Here is an 18568-nt window from a genome sequence, read left to right on the forward strand (position 1 = left end):
CTATGGTTGCCACTCCAGCGTGCCGTCGACCACCGTATGGCTGCGTCCGCCGACCCAGATCGCATTGCCGTCGATGTGCACGATCAGTTGTGCATCATGGCCGATCTCGCGACCCTGGCTGACCTTGTAGCCGCGGGCCAGCGGGCCGTGCGGTTCGGCCTGCGCGATATACGCGGCGATCAGGCCATTGGCGGCGCCGGAGGCTGGGTCCTCGACAATGCCCACGCCCGCCGGGAATGCGCGCACCACCAACTGGTAATCGGGTTGACGGCTTCGTGCGAACGCGCACAGGCCCATGCTGTCGCTGGCCTGCGCCAGCGCGGCGATCGCCGCATGGTCGGGTTGCCACGTGCGCAGGCCGGCTTCGTCGGCCAGCTCGGCCAGCCACCAGCGGCGGCCGCCGTCGACCAGCGCCGGCGGCAGCGCACCCAACTCGATGCCGGCCAGCGTGGCCGCCAGCAGCGGGTGGGCGTCGCGGCCGGTGTCGAGCACGCGCTCGCCCGGCGACTGCAACAGCAGTTCGCGCTCGGCACCGTCGCCCACGATACGGATCGGCAGCACGCCGGCGCCGCATTCCTGCCACAGCAGTCCATCGCGCGGTTCGGCCAGGCCGCAGGCGAGCGCGGCGTGCGCGCTGCCGATGCTGGGGTGGCCGGCGAACGGGATTTCCTTGCGCGGGGTGAAGATGCGCACGCGGTAGCTGGCCCGCGGGTCGGTCGGCGGCAGCAGGAAGGTGGTCTCGACCAGCGCCGTCCAGCGTGCGAAGCGCTGCATGCCTTCGCTGCTCCAGGCGTCGGCGCCGATCACCACCCCCAGGTGGTTGCCGCCGCCCGGAGTGGCGGCAAAGACGTCCAGATGCAGGTAGCGAAGCGAAGTCATGGAATCCATCGGGCGACCGGCGGCCGCATGAAACGGCGCATGATAGCCGGCCGCCGCCGCCCGGGGCAGTGATTTTTCGTCATATCCGTGAGGCCGTGCCGGCATGAGCGGCCGCACCGGGAAGTCGACAAGCCGCGGCGGTGACGCCAAGATGGCCGCTTTGGCTGCCCGACGCGGAACTGCCCATGCCGATCACCCTGATCATCATCGCCATCACCTGCATCGTCTCGTTCATGGCGTTCAACAACAGCCGCCTGATGAACGACCTGATCCTGTGGCCGCCGGCGATCGCCCGCCAGCGTGAATACCATCGCCTGGTGACCTACGGGCTGGTGCACGCGGATTTCGGGCACCTGCTGTTCAACATGATCACGCTGTTCTTCTTCGGTCGGGTGATGGAGGGCTTCTTCACCGCGCGGCTGGGTACGCTCGGCTTCGCGCTGTTCTACATCGGCGGTCTGGTGGTCTCGATCCTGCCGACCTACCTGAAGAACCGCGGCAACCCGAACTACCGCAGCCTCGGCGCCTCGGGCGCGGTTTCGGCGGTACTGTTCGCCTTCATCCTGCTGGCGCCGTGGTCGCGCATCATCGTGCTGGTGATACCGATGCCGGCAATCGTCTACGCGGTGCTGTACACCGGCTACTCGATCTACATGGACCGGCGCGGCCAGGGCAACGTGAACCACAGTGCGCACCTGTGGGGTGCAGCGTACGGCATCGTCTTCACCCTGCTGACGGAGCCGCGCGTGCTGCCGCATTTCCTCGATGCGCTGGCCCATCCCGGTTTCCGCGGATGAACGGTTACCGCGCTGCGCAATGCCCGCCGTAGTCAGGGCGTGCATACTGGCGACGGTTGCATCGATCACCGCAGGAGAATGAGCGCATGGCTATGACCCGCAAGTCGGCCGCGAAGAAGTCCGCGGCAAGAAAAACGTCCGCCGCGAAAACCCCGGCGAAGAAGGCTGCGCCGCGCAAGGCGGCGGTGAAGAAGGTTGCTGCGAAGAAGGTCGCAGCGAAGAAGGTCGCGACGAAGAAACCTGCAGCGAAGAAGCAGGCAGTGAAGAAGGCCTCGCCAAGGAAGAGCGCCGCGAAAAAGGTTGCGACGAAAAAGGTCACGGGCCGGAAAACGGCTGCGAAGAAAGTCGTCGCGAAAAAGGCGGCCGCCCGCAAGCCGGTGGCCGGGAAAACCATCGCCAGGCAGCAAATCCGCAAGCCGGCCGCTGCCAAGGCGGCGAAGAAGCCGTCGGCGAAGGCCGCCGTTAAACCGGCGATCGCGACGAAGAGGCCGGTGGCGCCCGCGCAGCCTGTGCCGCCGCAGGCGCCGCTTCAGCACATCAGCCAAGAGGATGCGGTAGCGAAGATCCAGGCGCTGCTTGAGGCCAAGCAGGAGCGCGTCCGGCAGGGGCCGGGCTGGCCGGATGCGAATCCGTCGCTGCCGGTTTCAGGCGGCGCCGACCTGCACCCGCCGTTGTCGATGGAAGCCGGTGGCACCGATGGACGCGTGCTGGCCGCCCAGCGCGGCGAGCAGGGCAAGCGCAAGGGCTGACTGGCTTTGCGGATCGTTGCCCGGCGCGACATGGCTGGCGGATAAATGCCGCACGGCCACGTGTCGCAAACTCAGTACGCGTTCAAGCTGCGCGCCCTAGTTTGGCATCGTCACTCCTCTGAGGGAGGCGGATCATGAAACGTCTGCTGGCCAGCCTTGCCCTGACCGCTGCCGTCGCGGCGGTCTCGGGCTGTTATTACGATCCGGGTTACAGCTACGTGCGCGGTTCCGGCTACGTCGGCGATGCCTACTATGGCGACGGCGGCAGTACCTATGTCGTGACGCCGGGTTACTACGACGGCTATTACGACAACTATTACGGCGGCTATTACGGCAACGGTTATTACGGCTGCTGCTACGCACCCGGCGTCAGCGTGGGAGTCGGCAGCGTATGGTACGGCGGCTCGCGCTATCGCCACGATGGCTACCGCGACGATCACCGTGACTATCGCGGTCATGCCGGCCAGTGGCAGGGTCGCCGCGACGGCGGTCACCGGGACCGCGGCGACCACGATGACCGCAACAACCATCGCGGACGCTATCGCGACCACGATGATCACCGCTGAGGCATGAGACAGCACGGAGGGATGCCCCGGCTCCAATGGCCGTCGCGCCGCGGTTTTCCAAGGCTCATCGTCATCGCGGCGATGGGCCTTTTGCTGTGCGCTTGCGGCGGCCTGCGCTACTACGCCCAGGCGGTGCGCGGGCAGGGCGAGCTGATCGTCCATCGGCATGCGGTCAGTACCTTGCTGCAGGATCCGGCCACCGATCCGCAGCTCGCCGCACGCCTGCAACGTGCGCAGCAGGCGCGCCGGTTCGCCTCGCAGCAGCTTGGACTGCCGGACAACCGCAGCTATACCGGCTACGTGGTGCTGGACCGGCCGTATGTGGTGTGGAACGTGTTCGCCGCGCCGCGCTATTCGGTGGAGGCGGTGCCGCAGTGCTTTCCGGTGGCGGGCTGCGTGGCCTATCGCGGCTGGTTCGGCGAAGCCGATGCGAAGGCCGATGCGGCGCGGCTGCAGGCGCGCGGCGATGACGTGTGGATCGGCGGCGTGCCGGCGTATTCCACCCTGGGTTGGTTCGCCGATCCGATCCTGTCGAGCATGCTGCGCTGGGACGACGACGAGCTGGACGGCACCATCTTCCACGAGCTGGCGCACCAGCGTATCTACGTGAAGGGTGACACCGCTTTCAACGAATCCTTTGCGACCTTCGTGCAGAACGAGGGCTTGCGCGAATGGCGCCAGTCGCGCGGCCTGCCGCCGGGCGACGGCAACGCGCAGGCGATGGACGACGGTTTCACCCGGCTGGTGCTGGACTTGCGCGCGCGGCTGAAAACCCTGTACGCCAGCGGCATGGACGCCGCATCGATGGAGGCCGGCAAGCAGCGCGAAATCGCGGCGTTCCGCGTCCGCTACGCCCAGTGGCGCGACCGGAACTGGCCGGGCGAACACCGCTACGATGCCTGGGTTGCCCGCCCCATCAACAACGCGCGACTGTTGCCGTTCGGCCTGTACGACCGCTGGACGCCGGCGTTCGCCGCGCTGTTCCGGTATGCCGGGCAGCGTTGGCCGGCGTTCTATACCGACGTGCGCGAACTCGCGCGGAAGCCGCAGGCGCAACGCGAGCAGGCGTTGCGGCAATGGTGCGCGGGAAACTGTTCGGACGGAAACTGAAGGGCCCAGGGCCGCCGCTGAGTCCCTGCATCAGCGGGCCGGCTTTCGCCCCGCCATATGCCGCAGGTAGGCCAGCACGGCGTCGAGGTCGGCATCGGACAGCGCATGCGTGTCGAATCCGGGCATCTTCGCCTGCGGCCAGCGACGCAGCGACTGCGGATCGCGGATGAACGCGCGCAACAGGTCGGCGCGCAGGTATTCGGTGGGGTTGTGCGGGAGGTTCAGATCCGGGCCGAGCCTGGCATCGCCCTGGCCGTTGAGCGTGTGGCACGCAAAGCAGGTGCGTTGGAATGCGGCGAAACCACGCCGTACTTCGTTGTCCGGCGGCAGCGAGGGATCGGGCAGGATCGCCGGGAAGCGTTCGGCCACGCCGCCCAGTCGGCGGATGCTCGCCAGCTGATACGGCCATTGTTCCGGGCCGATGCGTGCAGCCTTCGGCCGCGTCCACACCACGTAGAACGGCCCGGCGCTGCCGTGCCCGGGCAAGACAGGCCACGGCCGGGCCGGATCCTCGACCGCCAGCCACGCTTCGCCGCCCAGCCTGTTCAACAGCAACGCGGCGGGGATCTCGGCGGCAAAGCCGTCGGCGGCGACGAACTGCAGGTGGTCGCCTGCCGCAATGCCTCCAAGCAGGGCGGCAAGCGGCACCGCGCGGTAGCGCATCGGGCGATGGAACGCGACATCCGCCGGCACCTCGATTATGCGTGCGTCGCCCCGCTCGAGCAGGGCCTTGGTCCGATAGGTCACGACGCCGTGGCCGAGGTCGACCCTCAGCTCGGCCGCCGCCGCGGGTTGGGCCAGGCACAGCGCGATCAGGCACAGGACGATCAGCTTCATGGCCGGTTCCGGCGGGAGGTGGTGGGATGACGCGTGACGATGCACGCAACGAGGGCGCCCGCGCAAGCCTGTCGGAAAGCTGAACAAGTCCCCGCATGCACGTTGAACTCACGCCCGGGCGGCCACACTAAGGCCATGTATCGCCGTGACGGCGACAAGAAGTGGTGCAGTCCATCGCATCACTGAGGGGTCGGCACTTCCTCCCCTGGATGCCACCTGACAAACCCCATCAGTCCTCCCCTGGCTGATGGGGTTTTTTTTGCGCGAAAACTCCGCCGGTGCGCGTGCCACATGCCCTGGCGTGGATAATGGCTCACTTCCGTGCGCGCCTGGGCGACTGATGATCATCGATTCGCTGCTCGACACTGACCTGTACAAGTTCTCGATGATGCAGGTGGTGCTGCACCAGTATCCCGCCGCCCAGGTCGAATACCGCTTCAAGTGCCGCACTCCGGACATCGACCTGGTGCCGTGCCTCGACGAGATCCGCGCTGAACTGAAGGCGCTGTGCCGTTTGCGTTTCGCGGCGGACGAGCTGGACTACCTGCGCGGCTGGCGTTTCATCAAGAGCGATTTCGTCGATTTCCTCGGGCTGTTCCAGCTCAACGAAAAGTATGTGGAGATCGCGCCGGCCGAGGCCGGGAACGGCGAGATCGAGATCCGCATCCGCGGACCGTGGCTGCACACGATCCTGTTCGAGGTGCCGCTGCTGGCGATCGTCAACGAGGTGTACTTCCGCCATGCCAGCGGCGGCCTCGACCCTTCCGAGGGGCGCCGGCGGCTGCAGGCGAAGATTGCGCTGCTGCGCGACACGCCCGGCTATGCCGACTGCAAGGTGGCTGACTACGGCACGCGCCGGCGCTATTCCCGGGTGTGGCAGGAGGAGGTGGTGACCACCCTGCGCGATGGCCTGGGCGAGCAGCTGGCCGGCACCAGCAACGTGTGGCTGGCGCGCAAGCTGGGGTTGACCCCGCTGGGCACGCTGGCGCACGAATACCTGCAGGCGCATCAGGCGCTTGGCCCGCGCCTGCGCGATTCGCAGGTGGCGGCGCTGGAGGCGTGGGCGAAGGAGTATCGCGGCGACCTCGGCATCGCACTGTCGGACGTCTACGGGCTCGACGCGTTCCTGCGCGACTTCGACATGTACTTCTGCAAGCTGTTCGACGGCACCCGCCACGACTCCGGCGATCCGTTCGTCTGGGGCGAGAAGGTACTGGCGCACTACAGCGCGAACCGGGTCGATCCGCGCAGCAAGGTGCTGGTGTTCAGCGACGGGCTGGACATCCCCAAGGTGATGCAGCTGTACGCCTACTTCCGCGGTCGCTGCCAGCTGGCGTTCGGCGTGGGCACCAACCTCACCAATGACATGGGGCCGGCGCCGCTCAACATCGTGATCAAGATGATCCGCTGCAACGACCAGCCGGTGGCCAAGCTGAGCGACTCGCCCGGCAAGAACATGTGCGAGGACCAGGCCTACGTGGCCTATCTGCGGCAGGTGTTCGGGATTCCCGCCGCGCAGGGCTGATCGCGGAGTGCGATCTGCGGTTTCCGGCTCCTTTCCTGCAAGCAGGGAGGGAGCGCTAGCCTAGAACGCGGGCAGCACGGCGCCGTGGTACTTCTGTTCGATGAACGCCTTGATCTCGGGGCTGTTCAGTACCCTGGCCAGTTTCTGCACGCGCGGGTCGTTCTGGTTGTCGGGGCGGCCGACCAGGTAGTTCACATACGGCGAGTCCTTGTCCTCGATCAGCAGCGCGTCTTTCGTGGGGTTCAGTCCCGCGGCGAGGGCGTAATTGGTGTTGATCAGGGACAGGTCCACCTCGTCCAGCGTGCGCGGCAGCATCGCCGCCTCCAGCTCGCGGAACTTCAGGTGTTTCGGATTCGCGGTGATGTCCTTCAGCGTGGACAGCTCATTGTTCGGATCTTTCAGCGTGATCAGGCCATGCTTCGCCAGCAACAGCAGCGCGCGGGCGCTGTTGCTGGGGTCGTTCGGCAGCGTTACGCCGGCACCATCGGGCAGCTGGTCGATGTTCCTGTACTTCTTCGAGTACGCGCCGAACGGCTCGATGTGCACGCCGGTGATGGTGATGAGGTGGGTGCCGCGCTCGCGGTTGAACGCGTCCAGGTAGGGCTTGGTCTGGAAGTAGTTCAGGTCGATGGCCTTCTCGGCCAGCTGGGTGTTTGGCTGCACATAGTCCGCGAATACCTTGATCTGCAGATCCACGCCTTCCTTCGCCAGCAGTGGCTTGGCCTGCTTGAGGATCTCGGCGTGCGGAATCGCCGTGGCGGCCACGCGGAGCACCTGGCCGTCCTCCTTCGGTGCGGAACAGCCCGTCAGGAACAGGGTCAGGGCGGCGGCAAGGGAGGCAAGCAGCAATCTCATGGTCAACATCCACTTGTGCGATGCACAATGATAAGCGGTCTATACCGCCAGACACAAACCGGCGGGACCAGCGTTTCCTGCAGCGCGTCAGGCCTTCGGCGTGGCATAGCCGGCCAGCAGAAGCAGGGCCAGGACGGCGGCGACAGCGGCGAGCAGCAAACTCATGGCGGCGATTCTCACAGGCGGCCAACGAAGGTAGGCCGTGGATACTGCCGGGCACAAATAACCAAATCAGCGCCGCTTATAACGCGCCACGATGCGGTCGCCAATCATCTGCAGCGCCTGCACCAGCAGGATCAGCAGCACTACGGTGACCAGCATGTAGTCGGACTTGTAGCTGAGATAGCCGTAGCGGTAGGCCAGGTCGCCCAATCCGCCGGAGCCGATCGCGCCGCCCATCGCGGTGTAGCCGACCAGCGCGATCGCGGTGACCGTGATGCCGGCGAGCAGGCCGCCGCGGGCTTCGGGGAGCAGCACGTGGCGCACGATCTGCCACAGGCTGGCGCCCATCGCCTGGCTGGCCTCGATCACGCCCTGCTGCACCTCGCGAAGCGCGGTCTCCACCAGCCGCGCGAAGAACGGCGCGGCGCCGATCACCAGCGGCGGGATCGCGCCGCGGATGCCCAGCTTGGTGCCGACCAGGGCGTAGGTGACCGGCATCAGCACGATCATCAGGATGATGAACGGCACCGAGCGCAGGATGTTCACCAGCAGCGAGGTCGCGGCATAGAGCTTCGGCATCGGCCGCAGCTGGCCCTTGCCGGTCAGGTACAGCAGCACGCCCAGCGGCAGGCCGATCAGCACGGTGAGCGCCAGCGAGCCGCCCAGCATCAGCAGGGTGTCGATGCAGGCGCGGCCGATCTCGCCCCAGTCGTCGATGTTCGGAAAGAGTTTCTGCAGCGGGTTCATCGGCGCAACTCCTCGATCTCGATGCCGGCCGTGCGCAGCGCGGCCAGCGCGGCGTCCACCCGTTCGCCCTGCATGGCCAGGGTGAGCTGGCCGTAGGGCAGGTCCTTGATGCGGTCGATGCGACCGGCGAGCAGGTTGAACTCGACCCCGGTCTCGCGCGCCACGCGGCCCAGCGCCGGCGTCAGCGTGGCGTCGCCGCGGAAGCTCAATCGCAGGAGCCGCCCGGGCACCCGGGCGAACGGCGCCAGTTCGCTGGCTGCTTCTTCCGGCAGCGCTTCGTTGACGAAGCGCTTGGTGGTGGGGTGCTGCGGATGCAGGAACACGTCGGCGACCGCGCCGCGCTCGACGATCGCGCCCGCGTCGAGCACCGCCACGCGATCGCACACGCGGCGCACCACGTCCATCTCGTGGGTGATCAGCACGATGGTGAGTTTCAGCTCGCGGTTGATCTCGGCCAGCAGTTCCAGCACCGAGGCGGTGGTCTGCGGATCGAGCGCGCTGGTGGCCTCGTCGCACAAGAGGATCGTGGGCCGGTTGGCCAGCGCGCGGGCGATGCCGACACGCTGCTTCTGGCCGCCGGAAAGCTGCGACGGGTACTTGTCGGCGTGCGCACTCAACCCCACCCGCGCCAGCAGTTCGTCGACGCGTGCGCGCAGCACGCCGGCATCGCGTTCGCCGGCCAGCCGCAGCGGGAACGCCACGTTGTCCGACACCGTCTGCGAGGCGAGCAGGTTGAAGTGCTGGAAGATCATGCCGATCCGGCGCCGCTGCGCGCGCAGCGCCGGTTCGTCCAGCGCGGTCATCTCGGTGTTGCCGACGAAGATGCGCCCGCCGCTGGGCCGCTCGAGCAGGTTGATCAGCCGTATCAGCGTCGACTTGCCGGCGCCGGACAGGCCGATGATGCCGAACACCTCGCCGTCGGCGATGTCGAGGCTGAACGGCTGCAGCGCGGGGATGTCCCTGCCGTCGACGCGGTAGGACTTGTGGACATCGACGAAGCGGATCACGACGGGCCTGGCCTGCGGATGGGTGGGCCATTCTATGCCACGTGCTATGGCGGCGATGGCGTATGCTGCGGGATGAACCTGTCGAGACGGAGCCTTTCCATGTCCAGCGTGTACGACTTCACCGTTCGCGATATCGACGGCAACCCGCGCCCGCTCGCCGAATGGCGCGGCAAGACCCTGCTGATCGTCAACGTCGCGTCCAGATGCGGCTTCACCCCGCAATACAAGGGGCTGGAAACGCTGTGGCAGGATCAGCGCGATCGTGGACTGGTGGTGCTGGGTTTCCCGTGCGACCAGTTCGGCCACCAGGAGCCCGGCGACGAGGCCGAGATCAGGACTTTCTGCAGCACCCAGTACGACGTGACGTTCCCGCTGTTCGCCAAGATCGAGGTCAACGGCGAGCACGCGGATCCGCTGTACAAGTGGCTGAAGAGCGAGGGCAAGGGCATCCTCGGCAGCGAGTCGATCAAGTGGAACTTCACCAAGTTCCTGGTCGACGCGGATGGCCAGGTGGTGAAACGCTACGCCTCCACCGACACCCCGGAGAAGATCGGCCGGGACACGCTGGCCCGGCTGGGCGGCTGACGGCGGCATGGCGGAGGGAGAGGCGGCCGGCACCGTGTTCCGGCGCCGCCGATCCCGGCGACCCTGCGCGCTTCTGCTACCCTTGCCCGCCCCTGTCGGCGCCAGGCCGGCGGACCAGACCCCATTCGCGAGAACGCCATGCAGATTGCCCAGAACTCCGTTGCCGCCTTCCATTACACGCTGACCGACGATGAAGGCCAGGTCATCGACAGCTCCGAGGGCCGCGAACCGCTGACCTACCTGCACGGCAGCGGCCATATCGTGCCGGGCCTGGAGAAGCAGATGGAGGGCCGCTCGGCCGGCGACAGGTTTACCGCCGACGTGGCGCCGGAGGAAGGCTATGGCGTGCATCACGCCGAGCTGATGCAGGAAGTGCCGCGCGCGGCGTTCCAGGGCGTCGAGGACATCCAGCCCGGCATGCAGTTCCAGGGCAACGGCCCGCAGGGGCAGATCAACGTCACCGTCACCAAGGTCGAGAACGACGTGGTGTTCATCGATGCCAACCACCCGCTGGCCGGCAAGACCCTGCACTTCGCCGTCGAGGTGACCGACGTGCGTGACGCCACCGCGGAAGAGCTGGCGCACGGCCACGTGCACGGCGCGGGCGGCCATCACCACTGATCGCCTGCACGGTAGGTCCACGCTCCGCAAGACGTACGAAGGCCCGGTGCCTGCACCGGGCCTTCGTCGTTGGCGGCCTGCTCAATACCAGTCGAGCAGCGACACGCCCAGGCCGAGGTAGGTGGCGTTGTGGTTGTAGTCGATCAGGCTTTCGCCGTAGCCCTTGAACACTTCCAGGTAACCGCGCAGGTTGCCGGCCACCGGGAAACTCCAGCTGAAGCGCGCCGAGCCATGGCTGCGGCTGCCGCCGCGCAGGGAGTGGCGCAGCAGCATGCCGAATTCCTGGCCGTGCCATTCGTGCACGATCTGCATCTCGCCACGGCCCATGTAATCGCTGATGTCGGGGTTGTCGTTGGTACGGCGCGATTCCGGAACGTGCCACCACGGGCTCAGCATCACGGTCCAGTCGTCGCGCTCGAAACCCACGTTCGCGATCACCCGGTTCCAGCTGCGCGACAACGGGTTGCTGCGCCCGTTCGACTGGTGGTTGAAGCCGATGCCGAGCAGGCGCCCGTCCCAGCCGAGCACCTGGTAGTGGGTATCGAATACCAGGGTGGCCTCGGGTTCGTAGTTGGTCTCGCGGAACGGGCGCGACAGCTTCGCGTTGTAGACCTGCCAGCGCGAGGACTGGGTGTAACCCACCCACAGGTCGCCGGCATCGCCGAACACGCCCTGCCATACCTTGGACTTCAGGCTGAGCTGGAACTTCATCTCGGCATTGTCCAGCTGCTCGCCCGGACCCGGCACGGTGTTGTCCGGATTGGGGCTGTGCGGGCGGCGGTTCTGGTTGCTGGTGACGAACACGGGCAGCACGTACACCGGCTTGTAGCCGCGGATGTTGAACGTACCGAGCTTGCTCTCCGGCGACAGCTCCCAGCGGCTGTCAAGCAGCGACAGCGGCTTGGCCACCTCGCTGTTGGTTTCCACGGCGGCGGCAGGTGCCTTCGCGCGGTCGCGGCCGAAGACGCCCGGCGTGGCGGTTGCCGGGTTCACCCGCTTCTGCGCCACCGGCAGGTTGACCCGCCCGGTCGCGTGGTCGTAGCAGGCCAGTCGCTGCGCATCGTTTTCGATCGCGGTACAGGCGCGGATGTCGGTGGGATCCGGATTCTGCGCGTGCAGGGGGGTACTTGCCCAGCCGATGCACAGCATCGTGGCGATGGCCGCAATCGATTGCATCATGCAGGAACGGTCCTGGCGGGTCGGCACGCCAGTCTAGCGGAGCGGCTTGCGCTGACGGTGATTGCCGCGTGAAAGCACCGGCCGCATCCGTGGCCGGCGTTTCGGGGTGAGGAGGAACCTACTTGTTGGAGAGCCAGCGCGCGTATTCGCTCTTGCTGATGCGGCCGTCCCGGTTGCGGTCGGCGTGGAGGAAGTCGTTGGCCAGCAGCGGGTAGGCTGCGGCCTGTTCCTCGGTGATGTATTTGCCGCCACCGGAAAGCTGCTCGAAGCTCGGCGCCGGTCCCGCGGGCGGGGGCGGCGGCATGCTCGAATGCACCACCAGTTCGCCGGCCGGCGTGTTCATGGTGGCCGCTCCTGTCTGGCCATTCGGTGGCGGGCTGGTCGTGCTGGCGGGCGGCGGCGATACCGAAGCGGCGGCCGGCGGCGATGCCATCGAGGCAGCGGGTGGCGGAGATGTCATCGAGGTGGCGGGCTGCGGCGACGCCTGCTGGGCGAGCAGGCTGCCGGCGGAGAACAGGGCACCAGCGGCGAACGTGGTCAACAGTGGCTTGCGGAATTTCATCATCGGTACTCCATGCCAGAATGTGGGTGGGTTCGTGCGGATGTCCGCATGGCAGCAGATCTTCGTTGCGGCCGATCCAGATTCACGCTAGCAGGGGTTATGTAAATGCCGACTCAAGATCGGTGGCATGAATTCGTGAAGAAAATGTTTCGTTGGGCGTCGCTTCAGGTGGTTTCCGCGTGCTGAGCCTGGGGCAGGCGCGCGCCTTGCAGCTGTCGGCGCAGGGCCTGTTGCAACCGTTGCGGCGGCGGCCACGTCGTGGCGATGTGGTAACGGCGATCGAGCGCATGCGCCTGTTGCAGATCGACACCATCCACGTGGTGGCGCGCAGCCCATACTTGGTGCTGCACTCGCGCCTGGGGGACTATCCCGCGACGTGGCTGGACGAGGCGCTGGAGGAGGGCCGGCTGGCCGAATGCTGGGCGCACGAGGCCTGTTTCGTCAGCGCCGCTGACGTGGCCTGGCATCGCGGCACGCACGGCCATCGCAACCATCATTGGGCGTACCGCAACGCGGCGCGGACGCATCGCGAGCACCGCGCCGACATGGAGGCGCTGCTGCAGGGCATCCGTTCCTCCGGGCCGGTGCGTGCGGCGGATTTCGCGCGCAGCGACGGCGTCGCGAAGCCGGGATGGTGGGAATGGAAACCGGAGAAGCGCTGGCTGGAGGCGTGGTTTGCGCTGGGTGAGCTGATGGTGGCGCGGCGCGACAATTTCCAGCGTGTCTACGACCTGGCGGGAAATGTGCTGGCCCGGCTCGACCCGCCGTTCGACCCCGCTTTGATGCCCGCCGCGGCGGAACTGCGCCGGCGTTTCGTCGTCGACGGCGTGCGCGCGCTGGGGGTGACCCAGGCCGGCTGGATCGCCGACTACTTCCGCCTGCGGCCGAAGGTGAGCGACCGCGAACTGGCGCCGCTCGTGGCCAGCGGCGAGCTGCTGGCGGTGCCGGTGCAGGGCTGGAATGTTCCGGGCTACGTGCACTGCGACCACGCCGAAGCGCTGGGCAAGGCGCTGGCCGGTCGCCTGCGCGCCACGCACACCGCGCTGCTGTCGCCGTTCGATCCGCTGGTATGGGATCGGGCGCGGGTGCGGGCGATGTTCGGTTTCGAGTACACCATCGAGTGCTACACGCCGGCGCCGAAGCGCCGCTACGGCTACTACGTGCTGCCGATCCTGCATCGCGGCCGCCTGGTCGGGCGGCTCGATGCGAAGGCCCACCGCGGCATCGGGGTGTTCGAGGTCAAGGCACTGTTCCTTGAGGCGGGTGTGGCGCCGGAGCCTTCGCTGGTGCGGGCGGTGGCGGCGGCAATCGCCGGCACTGCACGCTGGCACGGTACCCCGGAAATCCGGCTGGACCGCACCGACCCGGCGGCACTGGCCCGGCCGCTGCGCGCCGCGCTGAAACACGCGTGAGGACGGTTGGCCGCTACGGCGTGCTGGCCGGCGCCGGATTTTCCGCGCATGACTTGCCGTGCAGCGCCTCGCGCAGCTGACTGGCCAGCGAATAGCAACGCGTGGCCAACTGCGGACGGATGTCGGGGTTCTGCGAATCGCGCAGCAGGCTGGTGCGCATCGCCTCATAGCGGGACTGCAGTTGGCCCGGCGCATAGATCGCGGCCGCGCGATGGCAGGCCAGGTAGCTCGACAGGTAGTCGTCGCAGGCGGGAATGCCGGTCTGTTCCGGCAGTCTGGCTTCGTCGGCGGGGCTGCTGCTGGTCACGGCGTGCTTGCGGTGCGTCGTGCCGGCGGTGTTGGTGGTGGTCCTGGTGGTCGTGGCGGCGCCGGTCGTGGTGGTCGTGGTTGACCTGGTCGTCTTGGCGGCCTCGTGCTGGGCGCAGCCGGCCAGCAACAGGCCGCCGGCCATGGCGGCAAGGGTCAGGCGGGAAGGGATGGACATGGTCGGCTCTCCTCGGCAGCGCGACCGTTGCGGCGCGCCTAAGCCGCCGCAACGGTCGCAGATCGGGTGACTTGCCGCCACTAGACAATGTCGCAGGTCAAGAAAACCTGAATTTGCCGCCGGATGGATCAAAAACGATGACTTTGCTCCATTCCGTTCAACCCAGTCGTGCCGTTATGATCCGCCCACTGTGTTTGCCGGGGTCAGCAGAGTTTGTGACCCGATGCCGCCGATCCGCGATCTGCCACATCGTTCACCCCAGGGTTGTTTCCTTGCACACCAGTTGAGTCGGCCACTGCCATTGCAGTGGCCGAGCCCATAAACCTGTGGAGTGGTCAATTTATGTCTGATCGTCAGATCGGTACCGTCAAGTGGTTCAACGATGCCAAGGGCTTCGGTTTCATCGCCCGCGACAATGGCCCGGACGTGTTCGTTCATTTCCGCGCCATCAGCGGCAGCGGCTTCAAGAGCCTGCAGGAAGGCCAGCAGGTCTCCTTCAAGGTCGTGCAGGGCCAGAAGGGCCTGCAGGCCGAGGAAGTGACGCCGGCCTGATTCCGGATGCATGTAGGGGAAACCGGGCAACCGTGCCCGGTTTTTCCCTGCCCGGATTATGTCCGCGACAACCGGCTTGACAAATCACTTGCAATCAGAAAATCCGTTATGCTTGCGCCGCTGCGTCTGCTTGGCTACGTGCGTGCCCGGTAGGGATTTCCTGAATCCGACTGTTGCACCAGACCCTGCATGCTCAGTAAACCGTCGGCTCGTAGGGGCCGGTTTGTCTCAGCGTCTGGATAGGATCGGAGTGAGTCATGTCGGATCGTGAAGTGGGTACTGTCAAGTGGTTCAACGACGCCAAGGGTTTCGGCTTCATCAGCCGCGACAACGGCCCTGACGTTTTCGTGCATTTCCGCGCCATTACCGGCACGGGTTTCAAGAGCCTCCAGGAAGGCCAGAAGGTGAGCTTCAAGGTCGTCGACGGCCAGAAGGGCTTGCAGGCCGAGGACGTCACCCCCGTCTGATCGCGGTGGCGGAATTCGTTTTTGGGGGCCGGCGCAAGCCGGCCTCTTTTTTTGTCGCGGCCGCGGCGATTCGCTAGCCTGTGGGGATGAGCGACCATCCTTCCGGCCATGCACCCGAACCCGTTGCGGTGATCGAGCCGCTGGTGATCCCGGTGACGGCGGGTGACGGCGCCAGCTTCGAACTGCTGGCGATCCAGCCCGGCGGCGACTGGCACCAACTGCTGTACTGGGTGCCGGCCATGGGCATCCCGGCCCGGCACTACCTGCCGCTGGCCGGTGCGCTGGCGGCGCGGGGCATCGCGGTAGTGGTGCACGAGTGGCGCGGCATCGGTTCCAGCAACCGGCGCGCCGGCCGCACTTGCAACTGGGGGTATCGCGAGCTGTTGCAGGACGACCTGCCCGCGGGCCTGGCCGCGGTGCGCACGCGCTGGCCGCGGGCCGGATGCTGGCTGGGCGGGCACAGCCTGGGCGGGCAACTGGCCACGCTTCATGCCAGCCTGCATCCGCAGGCGTTCGCCGGCCTGTTGCTGGTGGCCAGCGGGGCGCCCTACTGGCGCCGCTTCCGGCACGGCTGGCTGATCGGCGCGGCGTACGCACTGGCTCCGCTGCTGGCTGGCCTGGTCGGCTACCTGCCCGGGCGGCGGATCGGCTTTGGCGGCAACGAGGCGCGCGGCGTGATCGCGGACTGGGCGCGCAGCGGGCGTACCGGGCGTTATGCCGCGGACGGGATGGCGCAGGATTTCGAGCGGCAGCTGACCGCCCTGCAACTGCCGTCGCTGGCCCTGCGCCTGCAGGACGATTGGCTGGGGCCACCGGCTTCGCTGGCCTGGCTGCTGGGCAAGCTGGGATCGGCGGAACGCCTGGTGGAGGTGGTCACGCCGCAGGACATGGGCGGCCTGCCCGCCGACCATTTCGGCTGGATGAAGGCGCCTGCGGCGGTCGCCACGCGGCTTGCCCGCTGGATGGAGGCTCGCGCCGCGCCGGTTGCCGCCCAGGACAACACCGCGGCTTGATTACGGCAGAAGCCGTCTGCATCTCGTCGGACTCCCTCTCCTGATCCGGACGCACCGATGAAACTGTTCGAACCGCTCGCCCAGCGCAGCCTGACCCTGCGCAACCGCCTGGTGGTGTCGCCGATGTGCGAGTACTCGGCCACCGACGGCGTGCCGAACGACTGGCACATGGTGCACCTGGGCAGTCGCGCAGTCGGCGGCGCCGCGCTGGTGATCGCCGAGGCTTCGGCGGTCTCCGCGCAGGGCCGCATCTCGCCGCAGGACACCGGCCTGTGGAACCAGGCCCAGCAGGACGCATGGCAGCCGATCACCCGCTTCATCAAGGCGCATGGCGCGATCGCCGGCGTGCAACTGGCGCATGCCGGGCGCAAGGCCAGCACGCTGCGGCCATGGGACGGGCATGGTCCGGTGCCGGCCGGGCAGGGTGACTGGCTTACCGTGGCGCCATCGGCGCTGCCGTTCGATGCCGGCTGGCCGGCGCCGCAAGCGCTGGACGAAGCCGGCATCCAGGCGGTGATCGCGGACTTCCGCGCCGCCGCGCAGCGATCGCTGGCGGCCGGCTTCGAACTGGTCGAGCTGCACGCGGCGCACGGCTATCTGCTGCACCAGTTCCTGTCGCCGCTGAGCAACCGGCGCGACGACCGCTACGGCGGTAGCCTCGAGAACCGCACCCGCCTGGTGCGCGAGGTGATCTTCGCCGTACGCGAAGTGTGGCCGGCCGAACTGCCGCTGTGGCTGCGCCTCTCGGCCACCGACTGGGCGGACGAAGGCGGCTGGGACATCGGCCAGAGCGTCGAACTGGCGCGCCAGGTGAAACCGTTGGGCGTGGACCTGATCGACGTCTCCAGCGGCGGCCTGCTGCCGCACGCGAAGATTCCGCTGGCGCCGGGCTACCAGGTGCCGTTCGCGGCGCAGATCCGCCGCGAGGCCGGCGTCGCCACCGGTGCGGTGGGCCTGATCACCGGCGCGGAGCAGGCCGCGCAGATCGTCGCCAACGGCGATGCCGACGTGGTGCTGATCGCCCGCGAGAGCCTGCGCGATCCGTACTTCCCGCGCCGCGCGGCGCAACAGCTGGGTGCGAAGATCGACGCCCCGGCGCAATATCAACGAGCCTGGTGAGGAGGGCGCGATGGAAGCCACCCCGATGCTGATTGCCGATGCCCGCGTGCACGATCTGGGCGACGGCTTCATGGTTCGCCGCATGCTGCCGGTGCTGCAGGCGCGCCACGTCGGCCCGTTCGTGTTCTTCGATCACATCGGGCCGGCCACGTTCGCCGCCGGCAAGGGCATGGACGTGCGGCCGCATCCGCACATCGGCCTGGCCACGGTGACCTGGCTGTTCGACGGGGTGATCCGTCATCGCGACAGCCTCGGCAGCCTGGCCGACATCCGTCCCGGCGAAGTGAACTGGATGACCTCCGGCCGCGGCATCGTCCACTCCGAACGCACGCCGCCGGAGGCGCGCCAGGGCGGGCAGCTGCTGCATGGCATCCAGGTCTGGGTGGCGCTGCTGCAGGCCGATGCCGAGGTGGACCCGGAGTTCCACCACCACGATCGCGCCGCGTTGCCGAAGATCCGCCGACCCGGCATGGAGGCCGTGCTGATTGCCGGCACGGCCTACGGCGAGCGCTCGCCGGTGAAGGTGTTCGCGCCGATGTTCTTCCTGGAAGTGCAACTGGCCGCGGGCGCCGAACTGGCGTTGCCAACCGAGCACAGCGAGCGCGGCGTGCACGTGGTCGAGGGCGCGGTCCGCTGGGGCGAACTGGAGGTCGGCGCGCTGCAGATGGCGGTGCAGGCTGGCCCCGCCGCGCCGCCGCTACGCGCGCACGAAGCGAGCCGCCTGATGCTGTTCGGCGGGGCGCCGCTGGATGGCGAACGGCACCTGTGGTGGAACTTCGTGGCCAGCACGCGCGAGCGCATCGAGCAGGCCAAGGCCGACTGGCGCGAGGAGCGCTTTCCGAAAGTGCCCGGCGACGACAAGGAGTTCATTCCTCTGCCGGAGTAGGCGGCACGGATTGCCTTGCTTCGCAGGGCGGACACTGTCCGCCGCTCTCGGCTTCAACGAGGCAAAGGCCGGCGGCCAGTGCCCGCCCTACAGCGCGCACGGATCGGTCGCGTGGCAGAATCGGCGCATACCGTCGCGGAGCAGAAACATGTCCGGCTACAGCAGCTTTGCCGAGTTCTATCCGTTCTACCTCAGCGAGCACGGCAACCGCATTTGCCGCCGGATGCATTTCATCGGCAGCACGCTGGTGCTGGCGGTGATCGTGCTGGCGCTGGCCAGCGGCCGGCTACGCTGGCTGTGGCTGGCGCCGGTGGCCGGCTACGGTTTCGCCTGGCTCGGCCACTTCGCGTTCGAGAAGAACCGTCCGGCCACCTTCAGGCACCCGCTGTACAGCCTGATGGGCGACTGGGTGATGTATGGCCAGATGCTGCGCGGCAGGATCCGCTTCTGAACG

The 18568-nt window shown here is 67.5% G+C and carries 22 protein-coding genes; 14 read left to right on the top strand and 8 right to left on the bottom strand.

The window, feature by feature from the left end; all coding sequences use genetic code 11:
- Nucleotides 1-879, bottom strand: a complete 879-nt coding sequence (locus DEO45_RS06855; RefSeq protein WP_114341895.1) for a PhzF family phenazine biosynthesis protein — start codon at nt 877-879, stop codon at nt 1-3.
- Nucleotides 880-1064: 185 nt separating this feature from the next.
- Here DEO45_RS06855 and DEO45_RS06860 point away from each other — a divergent pair, with 185 nt between their 5' ends.
- From DEO45_RS06860 to DEO45_RS06875, 4 genes are all read left to right on the top strand, one after another.
- A complete protein-coding gene (locus tag DEO45_RS06860; protein WP_114341585.1) occupies nt 1065-1676 on the top strand; it encodes a rhomboid family intramembrane serine protease in 612 nt (203 codons plus the stop codon).
- Between the two features lie 86 nt (nt 1677-1762).
- On the top strand, nt 1763-2425 hold the full coding sequence (locus DEO45_RS06865; protein ID WP_114341587.1) for a histone H1-like repetitive region-containing protein: 663 nt from the start codon (nt 1763-1765) through the stop codon (nt 2423-2425).
- A gap of 134 nt (nt 2426-2559) precedes the next feature.
- Nucleotides 2560-2991 carry a hypothetical protein gene (locus DEO45_RS06870; protein WP_223250809.1) on the top strand — a complete coding sequence of 144 codons (432 nt, stop codon included), beginning with the start codon at nt 2560-2562 and terminating at the stop codon, nt 2989-2991.
- 81 nt (nt 2992-3072) lie between these two features.
- Nucleotides 3073-4101, top strand: coding sequence for an aminopeptidase (locus DEO45_RS06875; RefSeq protein WP_114341589.1), 1029 nt, complete (start codon nt 3073-3075; stop codon nt 4099-4101).
- 30 nt (nt 4102-4131) lie between these two features.
- On the opposite strand, the gene DEO45_RS06880 is transcribed toward DEO45_RS06875, so the two are convergent.
- A complete protein-coding gene (locus tag DEO45_RS06880; RefSeq protein ID WP_114341592.1) occupies nt 4132-4938 on the bottom strand; it encodes a cytochrome c in 807 nt (268 codons plus the stop codon).
- A 340-nt stretch (nt 4939-5278) separates the two neighbouring features.
- On the opposite strand from DEO45_RS06880, the gene pncB reads away from it, so the two are divergent.
- Complete coding sequence (pncB, locus tag DEO45_RS06885; protein ID WP_114341595.1) at nt 5279-6463, top strand: nicotinate phosphoribosyltransferase; 1185 nt, start codon at nt 5279-5281, stop codon at nt 6461-6463.
- A 60-nt stretch (nt 6464-6523) separates the two neighbouring features.
- Here the strand turns inward: pncB and DEO45_RS06890 are convergent, their stop codons facing one another.
- The 3 genes from DEO45_RS06890 to DEO45_RS06900 form a co-directional block, all read right to left on the bottom strand.
- Nucleotides 6524-7318, bottom strand: a complete 795-nt coding sequence (locus DEO45_RS06890) for a MetQ/NlpA family ABC transporter substrate-binding protein (protein WP_114341597.1) — start codon at nt 7316-7318, stop codon at nt 6524-6526.
- A gap of 231 nt (nt 7319-7549) precedes the next feature.
- On the bottom strand, nt 7550-8227 hold the full coding sequence (locus DEO45_RS06895; RefSeq protein WP_114341600.1) for a methionine ABC transporter permease: 678 nt from the start codon (nt 8225-8227) through the stop codon (nt 7550-7552).
- The gene (locus tag DEO45_RS06900) at nt 8224-9234 is read right to left on the bottom strand and encodes a methionine ABC transporter ATP-binding protein (protein WP_114341602.1); all 1011 of its coding nucleotides are present in this window, start codon (nt 9232-9234) and stop codon (nt 8224-8226) included. Before DEO45_RS06900 ends, DEO45_RS06895 begins: the two co-directional genes overlap by 4 nt.
- A gap of 99 nt (nt 9235-9333) precedes the next feature.
- Between DEO45_RS06900 and DEO45_RS06905 the strand changes: the two genes are divergently transcribed.
- Together DEO45_RS06905 and DEO45_RS06910 are read left to right on the top strand one after the other, a co-directional pair.
- Entirely contained in the window at nt 9334-9819 is a 486-nt protein-coding gene (locus tag DEO45_RS06905) for a glutathione peroxidase (RefSeq protein WP_114341605.1), read from the top strand.
- Nucleotides 9820-9957: 138 nt separating this feature from the next.
- Nucleotides 9958-10440, top strand: coding sequence for an FKBP-type peptidyl-prolyl cis-trans isomerase (locus DEO45_RS06910; RefSeq protein ID WP_114341607.1), 483 nt, complete (start codon nt 9958-9960; stop codon nt 10438-10440).
- 81 nt (nt 10441-10521) lie between these two features.
- Here DEO45_RS06910 and DEO45_RS06915 read toward each other — a convergent pair whose 3' ends face one another.
- Together DEO45_RS06915 and DEO45_RS06920 are read right to left on the bottom strand one after the other, a co-directional pair.
- Nucleotides 10522-11619, bottom strand: coding sequence for a phospholipase A (locus DEO45_RS06915; protein ID WP_114341610.1), 1098 nt, complete (start codon nt 11617-11619; stop codon nt 10522-10524).
- Nucleotides 11620-11737: 118 nt separating this feature from the next.
- On the bottom strand, nt 11738-12181 hold the full coding sequence (locus DEO45_RS06920) for a hypothetical protein (RefSeq protein WP_114341897.1): 444 nt from the start codon (nt 12179-12181) through the stop codon (nt 11738-11740).
- A gap of 179 nt (nt 12182-12360) precedes the next feature.
- Here DEO45_RS06920 and DEO45_RS06925 point away from each other — a divergent pair, with 179 nt between their 5' ends.
- Nucleotides 12361-13593 carry a winged helix-turn-helix domain-containing protein gene (locus tag DEO45_RS06925; protein ID WP_114341613.1) on the top strand — a complete coding sequence of 411 codons (1233 nt, stop codon included), beginning with the start codon at nt 12361-12363 and terminating at the stop codon, nt 13591-13593.
- A 13-nt stretch (nt 13594-13606) separates the two neighbouring features.
- On the opposite strand, the gene DEO45_RS16575 is transcribed toward DEO45_RS06925, so the two are convergent.
- Nucleotides 13607-14077 (bottom strand): hypothetical protein, encoded by a 471-nt coding sequence (locus DEO45_RS16575; RefSeq protein WP_189339690.1) that lies wholly within the window; start codon nt 14075-14077, stop codon nt 13607-13609.
- Nucleotides 14078-14419: 342 nt separating this feature from the next.
- Between DEO45_RS16575 and DEO45_RS06935 the strand changes: the two genes are divergently transcribed.
- The 6 genes from DEO45_RS06935 (at nt 14420) to DEO45_RS06960 (ending at nt 18565) form a co-directional block, all read left to right on the top strand.
- A complete protein-coding gene (locus DEO45_RS06935; RefSeq protein WP_114341702.1) occupies nt 14420-14629 on the top strand; it encodes a cold-shock protein in 210 nt (69 codons plus the stop codon).
- A gap of 257 nt (nt 14630-14886) precedes the next feature.
- A complete protein-coding gene (locus tag DEO45_RS06940; RefSeq protein ID WP_068096862.1) occupies nt 14887-15096 on the top strand; it encodes a cold-shock protein in 210 nt (69 codons plus the stop codon).
- Nucleotides 15097-15182: 86 nt separating this feature from the next.
- Nucleotides 15183-16109 (top strand): alpha/beta hydrolase family protein, encoded by a 927-nt coding sequence (locus DEO45_RS06945; RefSeq protein ID WP_114341706.1) that lies wholly within the window; start codon nt 15183-15185, stop codon nt 16107-16109.
- Nucleotides 16110-16166: 57 nt separating this feature from the next.
- A complete protein-coding gene (locus DEO45_RS06950) occupies nt 16167-17228 on the top strand; it encodes an NADH:flavin oxidoreductase/NADH oxidase (RefSeq protein WP_114341709.1) in 1062 nt (353 codons plus the stop codon).
- 10 nt (nt 17229-17238) lie between these two features.
- Nucleotides 17239-18114 carry a pirin family protein gene (locus DEO45_RS06955; protein ID WP_114341713.1) on the top strand — a complete coding sequence of 292 codons (876 nt, stop codon included), beginning with the start codon at nt 17239-17241 and terminating at the stop codon, nt 18112-18114.
- A gap of 148 nt (nt 18115-18262) precedes the next feature.
- Nucleotides 18263-18565: a DUF962 domain-containing protein gene (locus DEO45_RS06960; RefSeq protein WP_114341716.1), complete on the top strand. Its 303-nt coding sequence runs from the start codon at nt 18263-18265 to the stop codon at nt 18563-18565.
- The last annotated feature ends 3 nt before the right edge of the window (nt 18566-18568 follow it).

Source organism: Rhodanobacter denitrificans, from assembly GCF_003335105.1.
GTDB classification, from domain to species: Bacteria; Pseudomonadota; Gammaproteobacteria; order Xanthomonadales; family Rhodanobacteraceae; genus Rhodanobacter; species Rhodanobacter denitrificans_A.